Here is a 21387-nt window from a genome sequence, read left to right as displayed (position 1 = left end):
CGGCGGCGGTGGCGGGGCGTGGCTCAGGTGCTGTGAAATGCGTTCGCCACAGCTCGGGTTCTGCGGGTAGTTGTTGAACATGACCTCCCCATCTGAACAGTTGCTCCCCGGTACGCAGCGCGCTCTGCTGCACCGCATCGCCACCGCGCAGTCGGAAGGCCGCGCGCCCTCGCTCGTCGCCGCGGTACAGCGGCAGGGGCAGACCGTCTGGCGGGGCTCCCGCAGCTGCGTGGACGGCCACGCCCCCGACGCCGACACACAGTTCAGGATCGGCTCGATCACCAAGACGTTCACCGCGGTGCTGGTCCTGCGGCTGCGCGACGAGGGACTTCTGGACCTGGACGACCTGCTGGAGAAGCATCTGCCCGGCACGGGCGTCGGTGGAGTCACTGTTCACCAACTCCTGGGCCACAGCGCGGGACTGGGCGCCGAGTCGCCCGCCCCCTGGTGGGAGAGGACCCCGGGTGCGCTGCGGCCCGAGCTCGCCGACGTACTCGGTGAGCAGACGAGGATGCACGCCCCGGGCCGCCGTCACCACTACTCGAACCCTGGCTACACCCTGCTGGGCGCGCTGGTCGAGAAGGTGCGCGGGGCGAGCTGGGCGGATGTGCTGCGACGCGAGATCCTGGAACCGCTCGGCATGCACCGTACGAGCCCCCAGGCGCAGGCGCCGCACGCAGGTGGCTGGGCCGTGCATCCCTGGGCCGATGTCATGCTGCCCGAACCGGCCGAGGATCTCGGGCTGATGGCCCCGGCCGGTCAGCTCTGGTCCACCACCGGCGACCTTCTCCGCTTCGCGGCCTTTCTTGCCGAAGGAGACGACCGGGTGCTCCGTGCCGCCTCCGTGGAGCAGCTGCGGGAACCGTCCGGGCCGACCGAGTCCGGCGACTGGGAGTCGCTTTACGGCCTGGGTCTTCAGCTCGTACGGTGGGACGGCCGCACGCTCTTCGGGCACACGGGCTCGCTGCCCGGCTTCCTGGCCGCGTTGTGGTTCAGCGTCGAGGACGATGTGACGGCCGTCGTCCTCACCAACACCACGTCCGGGCCGATGATCGGGGATGTGGCCGCAGACCTCGTGAAGATCGTCGCCGAGGCCGAGCCCCGCATTCCGGAGCCCTGGCGCCCCCTGCCCGGGGCGGACGCGGAGCTTCTCGCGCTGACCGGTCCCTGGTATTGGGGCACGCGCGCGAACGTCCTGCGGCTGACCTCGGACGGTGGGCTGGAGATTCAGCCCCTGCGAGGCAATGGCCGAGGTGCCCGTTTCACCGCACAGCCCGACGGCACTTGGGTCGGTCTCAACGGCTATTACGCGGGGGAGACGCTGCGTGTCGTCCGGAACGGCGACGGCAGCGTGAACCATCTCGATCTGGGGTCGTTCGTCTTCACGCGGGAGCCGTACGACCCCGCGGCGGCCATTCCTGGCGGTGTGGACGAAGGCGGCTGGCGAGGCCTCGGAACCTGAGCACCACGCCACTTGAGAACGCCGCGTTGCCCGAGTAGCACGCCGCCGGCCCCTGCCGTTTCACGTGAAACGGCAGGGGCCGGGCGGTTCACGCCGTCAACTCCCGTTCCAATGGGGTGCGGAAGCGTGGAGTGATCCGTGCTCGGCCCACCCACTGCGCCAGCCTGGATGCTTCCGCCTCGATCGCGGCAGCGGCATCCCGGCCGATGCCGGACAGCGGCCGCCAGACCGGCTCGCCATCGGCTCGCTGTGCCCAGCCGCCCACGATCTCGCCGTCCCACCACACGGTCGGGCCGATATTGCCCGACCGGTCGAACAGCGCCTTCCGGTGCCCGGGAGGGAGGTGGAATCCTCGATCCGCCCAGCCCATCGCGCTGGGGTCGAGCGCCGGAAGCAGCGCGGCCCAGGGTTCCATGGCCGGTTCCGGTTCCAGATCGTCCGGCAGGACCCATCCCGGGGCGCCGTCGTCGAGCCGGACTTCCTCGGCTCCGACGGCGGCCAGTGCCTTGCGGACCGGGCCCAGCCCCCACCCCGTCCACCACTTGAGATCGGCTTCGGTGGCCGGGCCGTAGGAGCGGAGCCAGCGCCGGGCCAGTTCCGCCTGCGCCTGTGCGGGGTCCTCGAAAGGCCAGGGTTCGGAGATCGTCCAGCGGAACTGGCTGGAGGTCCAGGAACCACGCGGCCGGTCCCGGCGGATGTGGCCTTCGGCTGCCAGGATCCGGATGACACGGGAGGCGACACCCTGCACTCCCTCGTACTTCTTGCCGGGAAAAACGGTGATCCTGGTACGCAGGGCAGCCACACTGGCGGAGAGTTCGCTGCCGGTGACGGGACCGCCGGCGGCAAGGGCGGCAAGGGTCTGCTGTTCGGCGTCGGCGAGCCAGTGCTCATCCAGCCCATGGCCGTCGTCCGCCAGGTGCTTGAGGAAGGTGCGGCGTTCCTTGGCGGCCACTGCCCGGGCGTTCGACGCGTAGACGTAGGGGGCGAGTTCCTGCGACACGACGAAGAGGGTGTTGCGCATGGAGAGCTGCCGGACCAGCGAGACGTCCTCGTAGAGAGCCCGCTCCACCGCGGTGACGCCGGCCTCGGACATCCGGGCGCAGGTGGAAAGGAAGACGGTGGCGGCGTCGGTGGCGTGCAGAGCGACGACCGCGTCCGCTGCGGACACCGGGGACGCGGTCCGTGCGGACGGGGCCAGGCGATGCCGTCGTCCCAGCCTGATCCTGCGCTGTTCGTCACTGATGCAGTGCACGGACACCCTCCCGGATTCGGGCCGCGGTCAGAGCGTGAGCTTGAAGCCCACGTGGCTGGCGGTGAAACCGAGCCGCTCGTAGAAGCGATGAGCATCGGTCCGGGTCGCATCGGATGTCAACTGGACCAACTGGCAGTGCCGGCGCCGGGATTCGTCCACGGCCCATTCGATCAGCCGGGTGCCGAGACCGCTGCCGCGTTCGTCGGCGTGGACGCGGACGCCCTCGATGACCGAGCGGGTCGAGCCGCGCCGGGAGAGTCCGGGGATCACGGTCAGCTGCAGGGTTCCGACGACGCGGTCCCCGCGCACGGCGACGACCAGATGCTGGTTCGGGTCGTCCGCCAGCTGCCGGAACGCGGCGCGGTACGGGGCGAGGTCGTCCGGTGACTCACGCTGTGCTCCCAGTGGATCGTCGGCGAGCATGGCCACGATCGCGGGGATGTCGGTGAGGGCCGTGGGGCGTATTTCCAGATCGCTCATGATCGGCACACTACGCAGCCCATGAGCATGGCGCGGCGATTTCCCCGGCCTGTGCGGGGACAGGACCGGTCACGGTTGCGCGGCGACTCATGCGACCGGTACGGGGGCCTTGAGCTCTTCGACCGCCCGGACGAGCGGGGCCAGCTCGGGGTTCCTGGCGGCTTCGTCGAGTGCGGCGCGCAGCGCGGTGTCATTGGTCGACCGGGCCTCCGTGAGCAGGGCGAGGCCGGCCTCGGTGACGTCGGTGTAGATGCCGCGGCGATCGGTGTCGCAGAGATACCGGGTCAGCAGTCCGCGGTCCTCGAGCCGGGTGACCAGGCGGGTGGTGGCGCTCTGGCTGAGGACGACGGCGTCCGCGACCTGCTTCATCTGGAGATGGCCACCGGGGCCGCTGTGCTGCCGGCTCAGGACGTCGAGCAGGGAGTACTCACGCACGCTGAGCCCGTGCCCGGTCTGCAGAGCCCGCTCGACACGGGCCTCGATCTTCCCGTGGAGCAGGGAGAGCGCGCACCAGCCCTGGGACAGGGCGGTCAGTGCGGGGTCTGTCGCTGTCATGGGGTCTCTCCTGCGTCTCGGAGCTGCTTGTGTCCAGGATAGGCGACCCTCGCAATAGACCACGCGTGCAATTAATGAGTTTTGCAATTATTGTCAACGCTTGTAACGCGCAGACGCAAGTCTGGGGGAAGGTGACACCCATGCCGCTCGCGCTCCTCGCCCTCGCCATTGGGGCTTTCGGTATCGGAACCACCGAGTTCGTGATCACGGGGCTGCTCCCCGAGGTTGCCGCGGACTTCCAGGTCTCGATCCCGACCGCAGGATTCCTCGTCACGGGATACGCCCTCGGGGTCGTCCTCGGTGCCCCGCTGATGACGGTTCTCGGCACCCGCGTCACCCGCAAGCGCATGCTCATGCTGTTGATGGGGCTGTTCATCGCGGGCAATGTCGTCTCCGCCGTCGCCCCGGTCTTCGGCGTGATGCTCGCCGGCCGCGTGATCGCCTCACTCGCCCACGGTGCCTTCTTCGGCATCGGATCGGTCGTGGCCGCCGATCTGGTCGCCCCGCAGAAGAAGGCCGGCGCGATCGCCGTGATGTTCACCGGCCTCACTGTCGCCAATGTCGCCGGCGTACCGCTGGGCACCTACATCGGACAGGACGTCGGCTGGCGGACCACGTTCTTCGTTGTGGCCGCGCTCGGAGTTGTCGGTCTTCTCGGTGTGGCCGGGCTCGTCCCCGATCAGCCCCGGCCCGCAGGCGTACGGCTCCGCCACGAGCTGGCCGCGTTCCGCAATGTGCAGGTCCTGCTCGCCATGGCGATGACCGCGCTGGGCTTCGGCGGAGTCTTCGCCGCGATCACCTACATCACCCCGATGATGACCGGGATCGCCGGATACTCGGCGTCCTCCGTCACCTGGCTGCTGGTCCTCTTCGGGCTGGGCATGGTGGGCGGCAACCTGCTCGGCGGCAAGTACGCCGACCGCCATCCGATGCCGATCCTGTACGTGTCGCTGGGCGCCCTCGCCGTGGTCCTGGCCCTGTTCACCCTCACCGCCCACAACAAGATCGCGGCGGCCGTCACCATCGTGCTGATCGGGGGCCTGGGCTTCGCAACCGTGCCGCCGCTGCAGAAGCGGGTGCTCGACCAGGCCTCCGGTGCTCCGACCCTCGCATCCGCCGTCAACATCGGTGCCTTCAATCTGGGCAACGCGCTGTCGGCCTGGCTCGGCGGCCTCGTCATCGCAGCCGGCCTCGGCTACACCGCGCCCAACTGGGTCGGTGCCGCGCTGGCCACTTCCGCCCTGATCCTCGCGGTCGCCTCCGGCGTTCTGGAACGTCGCACGGTCACCCGGAGCCGACTCGTCGCCCAGTACAGCCCGGAACCGCTCGCGGCACCCGCGGCCCACCACTGACCGCTCTCGCACCCGCAAGGCATCGCATCGCGCCGCACCACGGAGTCACCCCATGCACACCACCACTGCCGCCGACTGCTGACCTTCCCTGACGCGGAAGCGCTCATCGCAGCGGCCCTCGGCGCCGCCGATTCGCCGAGCCGGGTGCGTCAGCCCGTCGCCACGGTCAGCGGAGCGTAGCGACGGGTCCAGTCGCCCGGCAGGTCCGAAGTCCCATACGTCATCATCGTGGTTCCGGAGCCCGCCCGCAGACCGCATTCCTTGAACCAGGCGAGCAGATCCGCATGGCGCGTGTCGATGTCCGCGCGCAACGGTAGATCTGTCGCCTCGGCGAGCGAGGTGACGAGGGCCTGAGCCGTGGCGGTGTCGGGCGCGACCAGCGGGCCGACCACATGCTTACGGTCGCTCGGCCAGGTCGCCGCGTAACCGATGAGCTGTCCGCCGTCCTCGGCGATCCGGATGTGGTCGGCATACGCGGGCAGCCGGGCGAGGACATGTGTCCGGTCCGTGCCGAAGACGTCCGAGTCCAGCCGGACGATGGCTTGCAGGTCCCTTGCCGTGGCCGGGCGTACGGCCGCGGCGGACGCTCCGTCGCCGGCCGGCCGGAAGAGCCCGGTGACCCGCTCGACGCGGCCCACGACCGAGAACCCGAGCTGTTCGTAGAGAGGTTGCCCCGCAGGTGTCGCGTACAGGCTGAGGGGCGTGTCCGCAGCCTGGTCGATCACATGGCGCATCAGCTGCCGGGCCACTCCCTGCCGCGCGTACCGTTCGGCGACGAGCAGCATGCCGATGGCAGCCAGTCGCGGGCCGTAGGAGGTCACCACACAAGCGGCCATCAGTCCCTCGCCGCCGGGATCGTCCAGGCCGTAGCCGGTTCCTGCGGAGAGGAGCAGGCCCCATCGGTGTTCATCACGTGGCCAGCCCCGGTTCTCGCAGAGGTCGGCGCAGGCGGCCAGGTCGCCCAGGCTGAGACGCCGGACAGGCAATGCGGCGAGTGGACGGGACTGCGGGACGGTCATGAAGGTCAGGTTGTCCGATCCGGTGATCGCTCGTCCACTCCTTTACCTGCTCCGGCTTCATGGTGTCGACACCAATACGGTGGTCCCTCCGTGCAGCGGCACACCTCCACGGCGTACCGGGCGCCAGGACGAGACCGCTGAGCAGGGAGGGCAGGGTGCCCGGGACGCCGAGTCAGTCCCCGAGGATCTCCGGGGTGTGGGTGGTGGCCGGTGCGGTTGAGTGGTTTCACGTGAAACACGGTGCCCAGGCCAACGCTGATGAGGCCCTGGACCGGGCCGGCTCGGTGGATTCCACGATCGTGCGTGCCCACCGGCGCGCGGCCGGGAACGCCGGTCACGGCTACGCCGCACCGGGCCGAGCGTATCCGGCACGACTCCGTCGAGGAACTGGCAGCCACCGGCCCCGCCTGACCCGAGGAGCAGCAGCCCAACGGCCTCACCCCCACGAGCGGCAGCCGGTCAGCCCAGGTCAGGGGCGTGCATCGCTCGTACGCCCTCGATATTGCCGTCCAGGTAGTGCCGCAGCGACAGCGGTACGAGATGAACCGCGGCGATTCCCATCCGGCTGAACGGCACCCGTACGACGTCGTACTCCCCGCAGGGATCGTCGATCTCCGGGCCGTGGCGCCGGGACAGGTCCATGGACTCCAGCCGGCAGACGAAGAAGTGCTGGACCTTCACGCCCTTCACCCCGCCGCCCTCGATGTGTTCCACGGTGTCGACGAAGCAGGGAACCACATCGGTGATCTTGGCGCCGAGCTCCTCGTCCAGTTCGCGGTGCAGGGCGTCGACGACGGTCGCGTCCTCGGGTTCGACCCCGCCGCCCGGCGTGAGCCAGTACGGATCCACCCCGGGCTTGGTGCGCTTGATGAGGATGAGGTCGTTGCCGTCGAGCAGGATGGCGCGTGCGGTGCGCTTGACCACGGGACGTTCGGTCATGGCAAGAGAGTGGCCCACGGAACCGGTTCTGAAACACCTGAGCCGCGCCGGACCGCCCTGCGCTCACCAGCCGGCGGCAGCGCGCAGCAGCCACTCGTGCGCCCGCGCGATGTGCGGCAGTGCGAGCGTGCCGGTCCGCACGGCCAGGAAGTAGGTGCGCAGCGGAGGTACGGGAGGATCGAGGAGCGCCACCACCTCGCCCCGTTCCAGCGCCCCCTCGCAGAGATAGCGCGGCAGTACGGCGAGTCCGGCACCCGCCGCCGTGCATTCGAGGACCGCCCGCAGATCCGGAGCGATGACGGTTCCCGCGACGGCGGGCCGGCTGTCGAACACGGCGGCCCAGTAACGGGAGACCAGCGGCAGACTCTCGTGCACCTCCACGACCGGCAGCTGGTCCAGCACCACGGGCCCTTTGTGCCGCAGGGCCCCGGGTCCCAGGCGCCCGGCCCAGCGCGGCGCGGCGACCAGTACATGCTCCTCGTCGCAGAGCGGCGTCGCGGTGAGCAGCTCACCGCGCGGACGGGCCGTGGCAATGGCCAGGTCATGGTGCCCGGCGGCCAGCCCCTCCAGCGTCTCCTCGGCGTCGGTGAAGAACGAACTGCGCAACGCCAGACCCTGGGCGATGAGCGGGGTGAGTGCCGGCAGTGCGCGCGCCGATGTGAACTCGGGCGGTCCGGCCAGATGCAGGGTCCGCAGGCCCGATTCCTCGTCGAGCTCGGTCTCGGCGATCTCGATCAGCGCGTCCAGATGCGGTGCTGCCCGGTGTGCGAGTTCGTCGCCGATGGTCGTCGGGGTCACGCCGCGGGCCCGGCGCAGGAAGAGCGGGCGGCCCAGCTGCCGCTCCAGGGTGCGGATCTGCGAGGTGACCGCGGGCTGGGAGAGGCCGAGCAGGGCGGCGGCCCTGGTGAAGGAGCCCGCTCGGTGCACCGTGACGAATGTGCGCAGCAGGGCCAGGTCCATGTCCTGTCCCCTCCCGCCCTCGCGACGCTTCGGTCCCGTACAACTATAAATATGTCGATAGGTCGCTGTCGCTACCGTGATTGGACACTGACGGAGAGTCAATTAGCCTTGTCCGGGAGGTTCTTCATATGGGGAGCCGGGGCGGTCCGAGCCACGAGGGGGGAGGCTCGGACCGTCCGTACCGCCGGTGCCGGCTCAGCTCTCGTCGAGCGCCGCGTCCAGTGCCCGTTCCACGTCGGCCACCAGGTCGTCCGGGCTCTCGGCGCCGACCGAGAAGCGGATGAAGCCCTCCGGTACGGCGTCACCGCCCCAGCGCGCCCGCCGTTCCGCGGTGGAGCGCACGCCGCCGAAACTCGTCGCGTCGTCGACCAGGCGCAGCTCGGTCAGGAAGCGCTCGGCCCGCTCGCGGTCGGGCAGCACGAACGACACCACGGAGCCGAAGCGCCGCATCTGCCGTACGGCGTTCGGATACGAAAGGTCGGTGGGCAGCCCGGGATACCGCAGACCGGTCACCCCCTGGCGCTTGCCCAGTGCCTCGGCCAGGGTCAGGGCGGTGGCGCACTGCCGGTCGATCCGCAGCTCCAGCGTGGCCAGCGAACGGTGCGCGAGCCAGGCCTCCATCGGTCCCGGGATCGCGCCGACGACCTTGCGCCAGCGCCGTACCCCCGCTGCCAGCTCGGGATCTCGGCAGGTCACATGGCCGAGCAGGATGTCTCCGTGTCCGGTCATGCCCTTGGTGTCACTGGCCACGGAGAAGTCGGCCCCCAGTTCCAGCGGGCGCTGGCCGAGCGGTGTGGCGAGGGTGTTGTCGACGGCCACCAGCGTGCCGGCCGCGTGCGCGGCCCCGACGAGCCGTCGTACGTCGCAGACATCGAGCCCCGGATTGGACGGGGTCTCGATCCACAGCAGCTTGGCGCCGTCGAGGACCGCCAGCTGGGCATCGCCGCTGGTAGGTGCGGTCCGCACCTGGACGCCGTACGCCTCCAGCTGCTCACGCACCAGCGGCAGCGCCTGATATCCGTCATCGGGCAGCACGACCACGTCGCCGGTGCGCGCCTGGGACAGCAGCACGGCCGAGACCGCCGCCATTCCGGAGGCGAAGACGGTCGTTTCGACCGGCTCGCCCGGCGCCTCCAGCTCGCCGATGGCGCGCTCCAGGTGGGTCCACGTCGGATTGGTGTCCCGGCCGTAGGTGTACGGGCCGACCGGTTCACCGGAGAGATGGAAGTGGGCGGCGAAGGCCGGCCCGGGCAGCGTCGGCTCGAACTGCTCCGGTTCGGGCAGCCCGGCCCGTACCGCCCGGGTTCCGTCACCCATGGTGCTCATACCGTTCCTCACTTCTCTCCCCGGTGCGCCACCGGTCCGGACTGCGCTGTCTCCATAGGTGTCGGGTCAGTCCTCGTCGGGCAGGACCACGTTCAGCGCCCACGACACGATCGAGATGATCAGGCCGCCGAGTACGGCGGTCCAGAAACCGTGGACGTGGAAGCTCAGGTTGAACTGCCCGGCCAGCCAGGAGGTCAGCAGCAGCATGAGCGCGTTGACCACCAGGGTGATCAGACCCAGCGTGAGGATGAAGAGCGGCAGGGTGAGCAGTTTCACGATCGGCTTGACCACGAAGTTCACCAGGCCGAAGAGCAGGGCGACCACGATCAGCGTGAGTGCCTTGCGCCCGGTGCTGCCGCCGCTCAGCGTGATGTCCTGGAGCAGCCAGATGGCCACGGCCAGCGCACCCGCGTTGGCGATCGTCTTGACTACGAAATTCTTCATGTGTCTGATCGTGGCAGACAGGATCGGTGGCGGACACCGGCGGGACAGAGGCAAGGGGCGGACGGGCCATGAAGGCATTCAGACTGGACGAGCTGGAGGCCGAACGGGCCGCGAACGACGGCGCGTATCTGCAGTTCGTGAAGGAACGGAACATGTCCGTCGGCCTGTACGCGCTGGACGCCGGCGAGCTCGACCCGCAGCAGCCGCACAAGGAGGACGAGGTCTACTTCATCGTCAGTGGCCGCGCCTCGATCACGGTCGGCATGGAAACCACACAGGTGGGAAGAGGGAGCGTGGTGTACGTCCCCGCCGGAGTGGCCCACAAGTTCCACCACATCACCGAGGACCTGCGGGTCATGGTGGTCTTCTCGCCACCGGAGAGCTGAGCCGCGCTCCCGGAGGGCCGGGCTCCGGTATCAGGGATCCCTAGGGGGTCGATCAGGGGACTTCAAGGGCTGCGGGCCCGCCGCCGCCCCCCTCCGCGCGTCTAGCATCGAAGTATCGGAGCAGCGGAACAGGAACTCACAGAGACGAGGCAAGGACGATGGCCGTGCGGGAGATATTCGCGGGGATGCCCTGGTGGGTGAAGTGGATCGCGGTGCCGGTCATCGCGATCGTTGTGTTCGGCGGCCTGATCGCCAGTGTGGTCTGGTTCGTGATCGGTCTGCTCTTCAAGGTTCTCGTGTTCGTGATCCTGGTCGGTGGACTCGTCTTCGTCGTACGCAAGTTCATGTCGTCGTCCTCCTCGCGCGGCGACTGGTAGGACGATCGGAAGGCGGCCGGGGCGATTAGCCCAGCTGAGCTAAGCAGAAGACGAAACGACCTCCCTCGCGGATGCGGCCGATATGGTGGCAGTCCGCCGCCACCACCTGGGAATTAACTGTCCGTCACCACCCTGACCAGTGGTTTGTACGGCGTTCGGTCTCCGAACCCAGTCATGCGGCGGTCTGTGGGGGCGGCCCCCACAGGCGGGCTGACTGCCCGTCACCATGCCTGGGGGTGACCGTTGACCACGGCATCGAGCACTGCTGTCCCGACGTTGATCGGTTCGGTTCAGCGAGCGCTGAGGCTGCTGGAGGCTGTGGGTGCCCATCGAGACGGGGCGCCCGCGAAGCAGTTGGCCAGGGAAGCGGGCCTTCCCCTTCCCACTGCCTACCATCTGCTGCGCACCCTGGCCCACGAGGGCTATCTGCGCCGGGAGAACGGTGTGTTCCTCTTCGGAACCGCCGCTGAGCGCCTGGTCGATGAAGGTTCCCTGCGGAATCGTCGCAGCAGAATGACGGAGTCGCTGAGCCGCTGGCGCGACACCATCGGCGCACCGGTGTACTGCGCCGTCTACCGCGAGGGCGAGATCGAACTCGTCGCCGTCGCCGACACCCCAGCCATCCCCGCGGTGGACGAGTCGGCGTCCTTCCGGGAGACCGGGCACGCCCATGCGATCGGCCAGTGTCTGCTGAGCCAACTCGACGAGAAGGCCCGCGAGGACCATCTGGACCGGCATCCGGTACGGCCGCTGACCCGCTACTCGGTGAGGGACCGCGTGACGCTCCTTGAGCGGTTGCGGTCGCTGGAACGAATGGAACCTGTCATCGAACGACAGGAGTACGCCTTGGGGACGGTCTGCGCGGCCATCCCGATCACTGCCGGATTCACCGCCGCCGCGATGGCCATTTCGGTACCCCTGGAGCAGGAAGACCGGTTGCTCCCCGCAGTCGAACAACTACGTGGCGAAGTGGCCAACCTCTTGCGTTCGTTCGTGTTCTCTATCAGTATCTGAAAAATCACTCCTTGTGATCTGCTATCGCGTGCACCACGATGGCGTCAATAGGGCCATGGGGGATCATTCCTGGCCAGATTCATCTACTGCGGGGTTGAACGATGCGCGAGTCGGTTCAAGCTGAGGTCATGATGAGCTTCCTCGTTTCCGAGGAGCTCTCTTTCCGGATCCCGGTGGAGCTCCGGTACGAAGTGTGTGATCCGTATGCGATCCGGATGACCTTCCATCTGCCCGGCGACGCCCCCGTCACCTGGGCATTCGGCCGCGAGCTGCTGCTCGACGGCCTCAACAGCCCCAGTGGCGACGGCGATGTGCACATCGGACCCACGGAGCCCGAGGGGCTTTCCGACGTACATATCCGGCTTCAGGTGGGCGAGGATCGCGCCCTCTTCCGGGCCGGTACCGCGCCACTTGTGGCTTTTCTCGATCGGACGGACAAACTCGTGCCGCTCGGGCAGGAGTGCACGCTGGGTGACTTCGAGGGCAATCTGGAAGAGGCTCTGGGCCGGATCCTCGCCGAGGAGCAGAACGCCGGCTGAAGAGCACGGGGTCGCAGACCGGCCCGCAGGTCGAACGCGACACCCGCCGAATGGGTGAATCGCTCTCCGTGGTGGGGGCGTTCAAGGCTTCGCCCTGCGACGGCGGCCTCTCCCGGTCCGTACGGGTGCTGAAGCTCCGGCTTCCGCGCCGAGCCCTGTGCGGTCCGCGGAGACGACCAGCGCGGCGAGCACCGTCGTCACCGGCACCGAGGCGACCAGCCCGATCGAGCCGACCAGTGTTCGTACGATCTCCTCCGCCACCAGCTCGCTGTTGGCCACCGCCCCCACGCTGCTCCGGGCGATCGAGAACAGCAGCAGCAGCGGCAGCGCCGCGCCCGCGTAGGCGAGCACCAGCGTATTGACGACCGAGGCGATGTGGTCGCGCCCGATCCTGATCCCTGCCCTGTAGAGCCCCCGCGCACCCATCGTCGGGTTCGCCTGGTGCAACTCCCAGACCGCCGAGGTCTGGGTGACCGTCACATCGTCGAGGACCCCGAGCGAACCGATGATGACACCGGCCAGCAGCAGGCCGCTCATGTCGATGTGCGGGTACAGGCCGTGGATGAGGCCGGTGCTGTCGTCGGTGTTGCCGGTCAGGCTCGCCCAGCCGATGAAGAGCGATCCGAGCAGCCCGATCAGCAGGAGCGAGATCAGTGTGCCGATCACCGCGACCGAGGTGCGGGCGGTCGGACCGTGGCACATGTAGAGCGCGATCAGCATGATCGCACTGGCCCCGATCACCGCGACGAGCAGGGGATTCGAGCCCTGGAGGATGGCCGGGAGGATGAACAGGGTCAGTACCGCGAACGACACGGCGAGCGCGACCAGAGCCATCACCCCACGCATCCTGCCCACCGCGACCACGACCAGGGCGAAGATCCCGGCCAGCAGCGCCATCGGGAACTTCCGGTTCACATCCGTCACCGAGTACTGCAGATCGTGGGGTGCGTCGGGGGCGTACGCCACGACCACGCCCTGACCCTGGCGCAACTGACGCGGTGCGTCGGGCTGGACGATCTCGACGAAGGTCCGGCCCTTGTCGTGACCGGTCGTCACCTCGACGGTGGCCTTCTCGCACAGCCCCGGCGCGCTCCCCGACGGCGGGGTGGTCTCACCGCTGATGGGCATCTGGGCGGCGTTCACGTCCTTGCAGTCCACCTTGTCGACCTTCACCACCTTCGCCTGCTGGGTCTGCCGGTCGAAACCGACACCGGTCCGCTCGTGCGGAGGAGCACCGCCCGGCCAGAGCACCACCAGGCCGACGACGACCGCGGTGGCGAACGGGATGAGCACGGCCGCGATGACCTTGCGCAGATGCTTCGAGACGGGCGCGGCAGGACCATGGCTGTGCGAGTGGCCGTGCTGATGGCCTCGCGGTTCGGAGTCGATTTGGGGGGACGTCACCGGCCGATCATCGCAAGAAGAGAGGGGCCCTCTGTTCATTAGGCCGGACAGGGGGCTAGCGTGGAGGAACCTTTGCACACGCGGGAGCTCGGAGCACCGGGCTGAGAGGGCGCTGATATCCGTACATCCGTACGGGACAGGCTGCGCCGACCGCCGAACCTGTTACCGGGTAATGCCGGCGTAGGGAGTAGGTCTCATGACCACATCGGACGCACGCACGCCTGCCTCGAACCAGAGTGACGAGGCCGGGAAGTCCATCGGCTGGCACAAGGGATACGTCCAGGGCTCACGCCCGGACCTCCGGGTGCCGGTCCGTCAGGTGCACCTCACCAACGGCAAGGACGTGACGCTGTACGACACGTCGGGTCCGTACACCGATCCCAGCACCGAGACCGATGTCCGTCGCGGGCTCGCACCGCTGCGGGAGAACTGGATCATCGCGCGCGGCGACACCGAGGAGTACCCGGGCCGCCCCGCGCGCCCCGAGGACGACGGGCTCAAGCACACCTCGCCGCAAATGGGGTCTCCCCTGCTCGAGCGAAGCCGAGATCATGGGGAAGGGCTGCGCAACCTCGACGCGGTCTTCCCCGGCCGGCCCCGGCTGCCCCGCCGCAGCCGGAACGGGCAGCCGGTGACCCAGCTCGCGTATGCCCGCCGGGGTGAGATCACCCCGGAGATGGAATACGTGGCGATCCGGGAGAACACCGAGCCCGAGGTGGTGCGCGAGGAGATCGCCGCGGGCCGGGCCGTACTGCCGGCCAACGTCAACCACCCCGAGATCGAACCGATGATCATCGGGAAGCGGTTCCTGGTGAAGGTCAATGCCAACATCGGCAACTCCGCGGTGACGTCCTCCATCGAGGAGGAGGTGGAGAAGATGACGTGGGCGACGCGCTGGGGCGCCGACACGGTCATGGACCTTTCCACCGGCCGCAACATTCACACCACCCGTGAGTGGGTCCTGCGCAACTCCCCCGTGCCGATCGGCACCGTTCCCCTCTACCAGGCGCTCGAAAAGGTCGACGGCCGGGCCGAGGAGCTGACCTGGGAGATCTACAAGGACACCGTCATCGAGCAGGCCGAGCAGGGCGTCGACTACATGACGGTCCACGCCGGCGTGCGCCTGCCGTACGTCCCGCTGACCGCCCGACGCAAGACCGGCATCGTCTCCCGCGGCGGTTCGATCATGGCGGCGTGGTGCCTCGCGCACCACAAGGAGTCCTTCCTGTACGAGCACTTCGAGGAGCTCTGCGAGATCCTCGCCACATACGACGTGACGTACTCGCTGGGCGACGGTCTGCGCCCCGGCTCGATCGCCGACGCCAACGACGAGGCCCAGTTCGCCGAACTGCGCACGCTCGGCGAACTGAACACGATCGCCAAGCGGCACGGCGTCCAGACCATGATCGAGGGCCCGGGCCATGTCCCGATGCACAAGATCAAGGAGAACATTGACCTCCAACAGGAGATCTGCGAGGAGGCGCCGTTCTACACGCTCGGCCCGCTGACCACCGATGTCGCTCCGGCGTACGACCACATCACCTCGGGCATCGGCGCGGCGATGATCGCGTGGTGGGGCACGGCGATGCTCTGTTACGTCACGCCCAAGGAGCACCTCGGCCTGCCCAACCGCGACGATGTGAAGACCGGCGTCATCACGTACAAGATCGCAGCCCATGCGGCGGACCTCGCCAAGGGGCACCCGGGGGCGCAGGACTGGGACGACGCGCTCTCCGACGCCCGTTTCGAATTCCGCTGGGAGGACCAGTTCAATCTGGCTCTCGACCCGGTCACGGCGCGGGAGTTCCACGACGAGACGCTGCCCGCCGAACCGGCGAAGACCGCGCACTTCTGCTCGATGTGCGGGCCGAAATTCTGTTCGATGAAGATCTCCCAGGACATCCGCCGTGAACACGGCGGTTCGCAGGCGGAGATCGAGGCGGGCATGGCGGAGAAGTCCAAGGAGTTCGCGGCAGCCGGCAACCGGGTCTATCTGCCGATCGCGGACTGATCGGTCCGACGCGTGGCCGAGGGGCGAAGACCGCAGCAGGTCTTCGCCACTCGGCCGCGGCTCTCCGCGTCCGCACGGCAGGCTCCGGACGCTCGGTGCCAAAAGCAGGTGATCAGGGCGGTTGCGTGTCCGTAGGCTCCGCGCATGAGCGATAGCGCGGCGGAGGCGAACGAGGCGGACCGGAAGCCGTGTTGGCGAGGGCGGAACGTCGCCTTCGTTCCCGTGGAAGTCGATGACGCCGAACTGCTGCAGGAGTGGCGGTCCGATCCGGCAACCGCTCATGCGATGGGTATCTGGCCACGTTCGCTCACGTCGCTGCGGGAACGCATCGAGCGCGGCCACGACGACCAGGACCGTGACGACTTCGTCGTCGTGCTTCCCGACGGCACGCCTGTCGGCCACGTGGCCCTGACCGAACAGGATGTCGCCGACGGTACGGCCGAGGTCGAGCTGCTGCTGGCTCCGCAGCACCGCGGTCGCGGATACGGCACGGACGCAGTCGACGCGCTGACGGACCTGGCGTTCGGCGAGTTGCCCATGTACCGCCTTCAGGCGGTCACCCACACGGACAACGCGGCCGCGCTCGCCGTTCTCCTCAGGTCGGGGTTCGTCCAGGAGGGGATACGGCGATCTGCGTGTCTGCACCGGGGGCGCCGCCATGACGTCGCGGTGCTCTCACTGCTCCGTCCCGAGTGGGAGGCGCTGGCGCGCCCGAAGGCATGGGACCGCTGACCCACGCCGGCCCGGCGCGCGGCCCGTTGGCCGACGCGGTGTCCCTGGTGGGGGTACGTGTTCCCCGGATCCGGTCAGTCCGGTTCATGCTCCGGGCCGCCGAAGTCGGGGCTGGTGAAGTCCGGGCTGGTGAAGGTCGGGCGGGGGCCCGCCGCCGGGCCGTCGTCGGGGCTGGTGAAGTCCGGCCGGCTGTAGCCGATCTTCGGGATGCGGTTCTCCGAGCGGTGCGGGGTGCGTGCCGCGGGGCCGGCTTCGGGGTCGGCGAGCGCGTCCCTGAGGAACGGCAGGATGCCGCGCTCCAGCAGGGCGTGGCGCCATGCCTCCCTGGCGCGCGCCACATCCTCCGGAAGCTCGCCCCCGGAATCCTCGGCGGGCTGCGACGTCGACCCGTTGCGCAGTGCGGTGACGAGCAGTCCGACGGCGGCGGCCAGGATGGCGGCGGCCATGACCGCCGCGAAGAACCAGCCTGCGGCGACCATGGTGGAGGCGAAGGACGGCGGCGGGCTGAGCAGTTTCAGCAGATAGCCGGCCAGCAGGAATATGAACGCGGCGGTGCCGGCGAGCACGGGTGCCAGAACCGTGACGACCGCTCCTATGCCGGCGCCCGACTGGCTCTGACGGTTTATGCCGGACCCGGGACCGGTGTCCTCGTCCGTTCCTTCGTCCGGTCCGCGCAGTTCTTCGCGGGCCTTCACATAGTGCTCGTACTCGGTGGCGGCCGTCGCGCTGATCAGCGCCGTGGCGTCCAGCGCCATGGTGCGCAGCTGCACGGCGTTGAGCCGCTTGCCGACCGCGGCCAGATCCGGTCGTTCATGGGCGTGGCGCAGTGCGTCGTCGAGGATCCGCTCGTACTCGGGGCGGTCCTCGGCCAGCAGGTGCGGAGCGCTGTTCATGTGCATCCCCCGATGCTCCGTTGGGCCTGAATGCCCGCTCGGACCGGGCAGTTGGGCGGAAACGGAGGAGAGCCTGCTACTGATACGCCGATGGTAGAGCGCCCACGGCACGGGGTGACAGGGGGTTTCCGTAAATAGGCCCGGTGGTCGGCGTGGTCAGGTCGTGGAGCGTCTTCCCTGATGGACGTCAGTCATGCAGGGGCAGTTGGACGACCAGTAGCTTTCCGGCCATGGTCACTCCGCCGTCCATGGCGATGGCGAGTCCGTCCGCGTACACGTGCGGGCCGTCGACCACGGGACCGGAACCGTCCTCTCCGTCCTCCGAGCCGACCTCGCCGAGGAGGTACGGAATGGGGCTGTGACCATGGACGATGCGCTGTCCGCCGTAGGCCGACAGCAGCTCCCGTACGGCCTGCGGCCCCGCCTCGTCGCGGAAGGCGAACCGCTTCGTGAGCTTCCGGAAGAGGTCCCAGCACTCGTCGGCGTCGTTACGCGTGAGAATGGCGTGCACGGTGTCGTTGACGTCCTCGATGGTGCTGCCGTAGTCGAGGTATGCCGTCGTGTCGGAGTGTGTCAGCAGATGCCCGTCCTCCTCGACGATCGCGTCGAGCCGGGACATCCACTGGAGGTGGACGTCTTGGAGCCGCTCCATGTCGTTCTTCTGGCCGCCGTTGAGCAGCCAGGCGGCCTGGAAGGTGGCGGTGCCGGCGCCGGAGTTGACCGGGGTGTCGCCGAACCGCTTGGCGCCGATGAGCAGCAGTTCGTGATTGCCCATCAGGGCCTTGCAGTAGCCGCCCGCGGCCGCGGCCTCGGCGGAGAGGCGCATCACCAGGTCGATGACGCCGATGCCGTCGGGTCCCCGGTCGGTGAAATCGCCCAGGAACCAGAGCCGGGCATTGCCCGCGGACCAGTTGCCCGCGGCGTCGATGAGGCCCTGCTCGGCGAGGGCGGCGTGGAGCTCGTCCAGATAGCCGTGGACGTCGCCGACGACGTACAGCGGTCCGAGCCCCGGCTCCGGGGCGGGCCGCGGGTCGAGGACGGCCCGCACCTGGGCGGTGTCACCGCGGTTGATCACCGGAAGGTCGCGTGCGGTGGGGGTGTACCCCTCCGGCAGCCCGTCTCCCGGAACGGCGTTGCCCGGGTGCGGCGGTGAAGGCGGCATCGGAGTCTGCGCATAGGGCGGTACGCGGAAGTCACGCAACGTCGCAGTCCGCACCACGGGTTCCTGACCGGCCCCCTGTGTCATCGACCCCTCCACCACCGTCGCGCCGCCGTACACCTGACGGGCCCTGCTGGTCGGGGCGGTCCGCGGTGTCGTGCGCCCATCATAGGAATGCGAATCGTGCTCTGTGACGCACCAGGGGTGGTGAATCCGGGCGCACGTCAGGTTCACCGGCCGATTGGTCCGAAATCGCCTGATCAATCCCCGGCGGGGGAGCGGGGCGCACTGACCGTGGTGCGGGGTGGACGGCGTTGCGAGGACGTCCGGACGATGAGCTCCGTCGGTATGACCTGCTCCACCGGCCCGTCGTGTTCCACGCCTTCGATGGCGTCGATCAGAAGCTGGACGACCGCCGTGCCGATTCTGCGCGGCTTCAGCGAGAGGGTGGTGATGGGGGGCTCGGTCGTCGCGTACACGGTGGACTCGCTGCAGCAGACCAGCAGCAGGTCCTCGGGGACGCGCAGGCCGTATCGACGGGCGGCTGCCAGCAGATCGGTGCCGTTGGGGTCGAAGAGCCCGTAGACGGCGTCGGGCCGGTCCGGGCGGGCGAGCAGCCGGTCGGCGGCGACCGCGCCCGCGCACGGGTCGTGGGCGGGGTAGGACTCGTACACCGGGTCCTGGCCCACACGCTCGCACCAGTGGAGGTACGCGGTGGTGGAGAGACGGGTGTATGTGTCGGTGGTGGTGCCGGTGAGCAGGCCGATGCGGCGGGCTCCGGCGGCGGCGAGATGGTCGAGGAGGTCGAGCACGGCGGCCCGGTGGTCGTTGTCGACCCAGGCGGTGACGGGGAGGGTGCCGGCCGGCCGGCCGTCCGAGACGACGGGCAGCCCCTGGCGTACGAGTTCCGTGACGACCGGGTCCTGGTCGGAGGGGTCGATCACGACGGTGCCGTCGAGAGCGACGTTCGACCAGACGTCGTGGCGTGAGGTGGCGGGCAGGATGACGAGGGCGTAGCCGCGGGCGAGCGCGGCGGAGGTGGCCGCTCTGGCCATCTCGGCGAAATAGGCGAACTCGGTGAAGGTGAAGGGTTCGTCCCCGTAGGTCGTCACGGTCAGGCCGATGAGGCCGGACTTGCCGGTACGGAGGGTTCGGGCCGCGGCGGAAGGGCGGTAGCCCAGGCGCTCTGCGACCTCACGGACATGGCGGCGGGTGGCGTCCGGGAGCCTGCCCTTGCCGTTGAGCGCGTCGGAGACGGTCGTGATGGAGACCCCGGCGGCGGCGGCCACATCCCGGATTCCCGCTCGTCCTTGCCGGCCGCCGCGCCGGGGTGTCTCCGTCCGGCTCACCTGGTGCTTCCCTGCTGCTGTCATGGCGAGCCGATAGTAGGGCTCGGAAGGCAGGTTGGCCCGGCCGCATATTCACTCGTTGACAGGCACGTTTCTGCATGATCATTGAACATCAAATGCCTTGAAAACCAAGGTCGTTGGCGATGTTGACCGTAGTGTGTCATGCGTCGAAGCCGAGGGGCCTACTAAATGGTCGATGTCTCGAAGAGGTCTCATCTCACCTCTTCGGGGGACGCGCGCCACGGAGTGAGCCACCGGCGCGCGTCAGGGAGGGAAGCGCTCCCCCCCCGTCCCCGGCCGCACGGGACGAGGGGAAGCTCTGGTCCCGGCCGCGCGGGGCGTTCGGGACGCTCCGGCCATTCGCAGCGGAGCCCAATCCTCATAAGGTGAGCAGTATTGATGTGTACAGACGGTCTAGGAGGACCTGCGGTGAGCGAGACGAGCCCCAAGCTGCGCGCCGAGCTGGACGGCGTCCCCGCCTATGTGCCGGGCAAGCCGGCTGCTGCCGGTGGACCGGTTGCTTTCAAGCTGTCCTCCAACGAGAACCCCTATCCCCCGCTGCCCGGGGTGATGGAGAGCACCCTGGCCGCGGCCGCGAACTTCAACCGCTACCCGGACATGGCCTGCACCGGTCTGATGAACGAGCTGGCCGACCGTTTCGGTGTGCCCGTCTCGCACCTCGCCACCGGAACCGGCTCGGTCGGTGTGGCGCAGCAGCTGCTCCAGGCCACCTCGGGTCCGGGGGACGAGGTCATCTACGCCTGGCGTTCCTTCGAGGCGTACCCGATCATCACGCAGGTCAGTGGTGCGACCTCGGTGAAGGTCCCGCTGACCGAGGGTGAGGTGCACGACCTCGACGCGATGGCGGACGCGGTCACGGACCGCACCCGGATGATCTTCGTCTGCAATCCCAACAACCCGACCGGCACCGTGGTGCGCCGGGCCGAGCTGGAGCGGTTCCTGGACCGGGTGCCGGGCGATGTCCTGGTGGTGCTCGACGAGGCGTACCGGGAGTTCATCCGCGATGCCGAGGTGCCGGACGGCATCGAGATCTACCGGGACCGGCCCAATGTGGCGGTGCTGCGGACGTTCTCCAAGGCGTACGGCCTGGCGGGTCTGCGGGTCGGTTTCGCCGTGGCCCACGAGCCGGTGGCGGCCGCGCTGCGCAAGACGGCGGTGCCCTTCGGGGTCAGCCAGCTCGCACAGGACGCGGCGGTCGCCTCGCTGCGTGCCGAGGACGAACTCCTGGGGCGGGTCGGCTCCTTGGTGTGCGAGCGGAACCGGGTGCAGCGGGCGCTGGCGGACCAGGGGTGGACCGTTCCCGAGTCTCAGGCGAACTTCGTCTGGCTGCGGCTCGGGGACCGTACCGCCGACTTCGCCGCGGTGTGCGAGCGGGCCGGTGTGATGGTCAGGCCGTTCGCGGGCGAGGGGGTGCGGGTCTCGATCGGGGAGGACGAGGCGAACGACCTGTTCCTGAAGGTCACGGAGTCGTACCGCAGGGAGCTGTAGAGCGCGCAGACCGCCTGCGCGCACTGGAAGGCCCAGGGCCCCGTACCTCGTTCGGCGAGGTGCGGGGCCTTCGCGTTCGGGGGCTGGGAGGTGCCCGGACCGAGGTGTTCCGGGGTGTCTGCTTCGGGGGGATTGATCGGAACATCCCAAGAGGGGTACCCCGCCCGAACGTCCCGAAAGTCCGTGCGTCATAATTGCTTGTGAATGTGAACGCGTTCACAAGCG

21 protein-coding genes and 1 riboswitch are annotated in these 21387 nt (G+C 68.9%); of the genes, 9 read left to right on the top strand and 12 right to left on the bottom strand.

The annotated features are described in order from the left end of the window. Positions 1-79: 79 nt before the first annotated feature. A complete protein-coding gene (locus ACFVV1_RS04580; RefSeq protein ID WP_389984373.1) occupies positions 80-1462 on the top strand; it encodes a serine hydrolase domain-containing protein in 1383 nt (460 codons plus the stop codon). A gap of 88 nt (positions 1463-1550) precedes the next feature. Here ACFVV1_RS04580 and ACFVV1_RS04575 read toward each other — a convergent pair whose 3' ends face one another. From ACFVV1_RS04575 to ACFVV1_RS04565, 3 genes are all read right to left on the bottom strand, one after another. After that, complete coding sequence (locus ACFVV1_RS04575) at positions 1551-2714, bottom strand: winged helix DNA-binding domain-containing protein (RefSeq protein WP_389984370.1); 1164 nt, start codon at positions 2712-2714, stop codon at positions 1551-1553. A 27-nt stretch (positions 2715-2741) separates the two neighbouring features. Next, positions 2742-3194: a GNAT family N-acetyltransferase gene (locus ACFVV1_RS04570; RefSeq protein ID WP_389984367.1), complete on the bottom strand. Its 453-nt coding sequence runs from the start codon at positions 3192-3194 to the stop codon at positions 2742-2744. An 87-nt stretch (positions 3195-3281) separates the two neighbouring features. Further along, positions 3282-3749, bottom strand: coding sequence for a MarR family winged helix-turn-helix transcriptional regulator (locus ACFVV1_RS04565; protein WP_389984364.1), 468 nt, complete (start codon positions 3747-3749; stop codon positions 3282-3284). Between the two features lie 140 nt (positions 3750-3889). Between ACFVV1_RS04565 and ACFVV1_RS04560 the strand changes: the two genes are divergently transcribed. Then, positions 3890-5101, top strand: coding sequence for an MFS transporter (locus tag ACFVV1_RS04560; protein ID WP_389984361.1), 1212 nt, complete (start codon positions 3890-3892; stop codon positions 5099-5101). A gap of 149 nt (positions 5102-5250) precedes the next feature. Here the strand turns inward: ACFVV1_RS04560 and ACFVV1_RS04555 are convergent, their stop codons facing one another. The 5 genes from ACFVV1_RS04555 to ACFVV1_RS04535 all read right to left on the bottom strand — a co-directional run bounded on the left by ACFVV1_RS04555 (position 5251) and on the right by ACFVV1_RS04535 (position 9789). Continuing rightward, positions 5251-6120: a GNAT family N-acetyltransferase gene (locus ACFVV1_RS04555; RefSeq protein ID WP_389984358.1), complete on the bottom strand. Its 870-nt coding sequence runs from the start codon at positions 6118-6120 to the stop codon at positions 5251-5253. A gap of 459 nt (positions 6121-6579) precedes the next feature. Further along, entirely contained in the window at positions 6580-7059 is a 480-nt protein-coding gene (locus ACFVV1_RS04550; protein ID WP_266747346.1) for an NUDIX domain-containing protein, read from the bottom strand. 63 nt (positions 7060-7122) lie between these two features. Next, complete coding sequence (locus ACFVV1_RS04545; protein ID WP_389984354.1) at positions 7123-8019, bottom strand: LysR family transcriptional regulator; 897 nt, start codon at positions 8017-8019, stop codon at positions 7123-7125. A gap of 195 nt (positions 8020-8214) precedes the next feature. Next, positions 8215-9345 (bottom strand): cystathionine gamma-lyase, encoded by a 1131-nt coding sequence (locus ACFVV1_RS04540; RefSeq protein WP_389984351.1) that lies wholly within the window; start codon positions 9343-9345, stop codon positions 8215-8217. 66 nt (positions 9346-9411) lie between these two features. Beyond that, positions 9412-9789 (bottom strand): phage holin family protein, encoded by a 378-nt coding sequence (locus ACFVV1_RS04535; protein WP_266747349.1) that lies wholly within the window; start codon positions 9787-9789, stop codon positions 9412-9414. Positions 9790-9857: 68 nt separating this feature from the next. On the opposite strand from ACFVV1_RS04535, the gene ACFVV1_RS04530 reads away from it, so the two are divergent. The 4 genes from ACFVV1_RS04530 to ACFVV1_RS04515 all read left to right on the top strand — a co-directional run bounded on the left by ACFVV1_RS04530 (position 9858) and on the right by ACFVV1_RS04515 (position 12105). After that, positions 9858-10175 carry a cupin domain-containing protein gene (locus ACFVV1_RS04530; RefSeq protein ID WP_114245560.1) on the top strand — a complete coding sequence of 106 codons (318 nt, stop codon included), beginning with the start codon at positions 9858-9860 and terminating at the stop codon, positions 10173-10175. Positions 10176-10339: 164 nt separating this feature from the next. Continuing rightward, complete coding sequence (locus tag ACFVV1_RS04525) at positions 10340-10552, top strand: DUF5326 family protein (RefSeq protein WP_389984348.1); 213 nt, start codon at positions 10340-10342, stop codon at positions 10550-10552. Positions 10553-10795: 243 nt separating this feature from the next. After that, positions 10796-11566, top strand: a complete 771-nt coding sequence (locus ACFVV1_RS04520; protein ID WP_389984345.1) for an IclR family transcriptional regulator — start codon at positions 10796-10798, stop codon at positions 11564-11566. 101 nt (positions 11567-11667) lie between these two features. Then, positions 11668-12105, top strand: a complete 438-nt coding sequence (locus ACFVV1_RS04515; RefSeq protein WP_266747352.1) for an SsgA family sporulation/cell division regulator — start codon at positions 11668-11670, stop codon at positions 12103-12105. A gap of 81 nt (positions 12106-12186) precedes the next feature. Here ACFVV1_RS04515 and ACFVV1_RS04510 read toward each other — a convergent pair whose 3' ends face one another. After that, complete coding sequence (locus ACFVV1_RS04510; RefSeq protein WP_389984342.1) at positions 12187-13509, bottom strand: YibE/F family protein; 1323 nt, start codon at positions 13507-13509, stop codon at positions 12187-12189. A 70-nt stretch (positions 13510-13579) separates the two neighbouring features. Continuing rightward, positions 13580-13713, top strand: a riboswitch (TPP riboswitch). Between ACFVV1_RS04510 and thiC the strand changes: the two genes are divergently transcribed. Both thiC and ACFVV1_RS04500 read left to right on the top strand, forming a co-directional pair. Next, a complete protein-coding gene (gene thiC, locus ACFVV1_RS04505) occupies positions 13706-15520 on the top strand; it encodes a phosphomethylpyrimidine synthase ThiC (protein WP_389984339.1) in 1815 nt (604 codons plus the stop codon). It overlaps the preceding riboswitch by 8 nt. A gap of 144 nt (positions 15521-15664) precedes the next feature. After that, a complete protein-coding gene (locus ACFVV1_RS04500; protein ID WP_389984336.1) occupies positions 15665-16252 on the top strand; it encodes a GNAT family N-acetyltransferase in 588 nt (195 codons plus the stop codon). A 74-nt stretch (positions 16253-16326) separates the two neighbouring features. Here the strand turns inward: ACFVV1_RS04500 and ACFVV1_RS04495 are convergent, their stop codons facing one another. The 3 genes from ACFVV1_RS04495 to ACFVV1_RS04485 form a co-directional block, all read right to left on the bottom strand. Further along, positions 16327-17151, bottom strand: coding sequence for a hypothetical protein (locus ACFVV1_RS04495; RefSeq protein WP_389984333.1), 825 nt, complete (start codon positions 17149-17151; stop codon positions 16327-16329). Between the two features lie 181 nt (positions 17152-17332). Next, positions 17333-18406 carry a metallophosphoesterase gene (locus ACFVV1_RS04490; RefSeq protein WP_389985125.1) on the bottom strand — a complete coding sequence of 358 codons (1074 nt, stop codon included), beginning with the start codon at positions 18404-18406 and terminating at the stop codon, positions 17333-17335. 158 nt (positions 18407-18564) lie between these two features. Next, the gene (locus tag ACFVV1_RS04485) at positions 18565-19677 is read right to left on the bottom strand and encodes a LacI family DNA-binding transcriptional regulator (protein WP_389984330.1); all 1113 of its coding nucleotides are present in this window, start codon (positions 19675-19677) and stop codon (positions 18565-18567) included. Positions 19678-20082: 405 nt separating this feature from the next. Here ACFVV1_RS04485 and hisC point away from each other — a divergent pair, with 405 nt between their 5' ends. Further along, on the top strand, positions 20083-21162 hold the full coding sequence (gene hisC, locus ACFVV1_RS04480; RefSeq protein ID WP_389984327.1) for a histidinol-phosphate transaminase: 1080 nt from the start codon (positions 20083-20085) through the stop codon (positions 21160-21162). The last annotated feature ends 225 nt before the right edge of the window (positions 21163-21387 follow it).

This window comes from Streptomyces sp. NPDC058092, from assembly GCF_042884935.1.
GTDB lineage: Bacteria > Actinomycetota > Actinomycetes > Streptomycetales > Streptomycetaceae > Streptomyces.
Note: the sequence above shows the minus strand (reverse complement) of the source record. Positions and strands in the feature narration are given on the sequence as shown.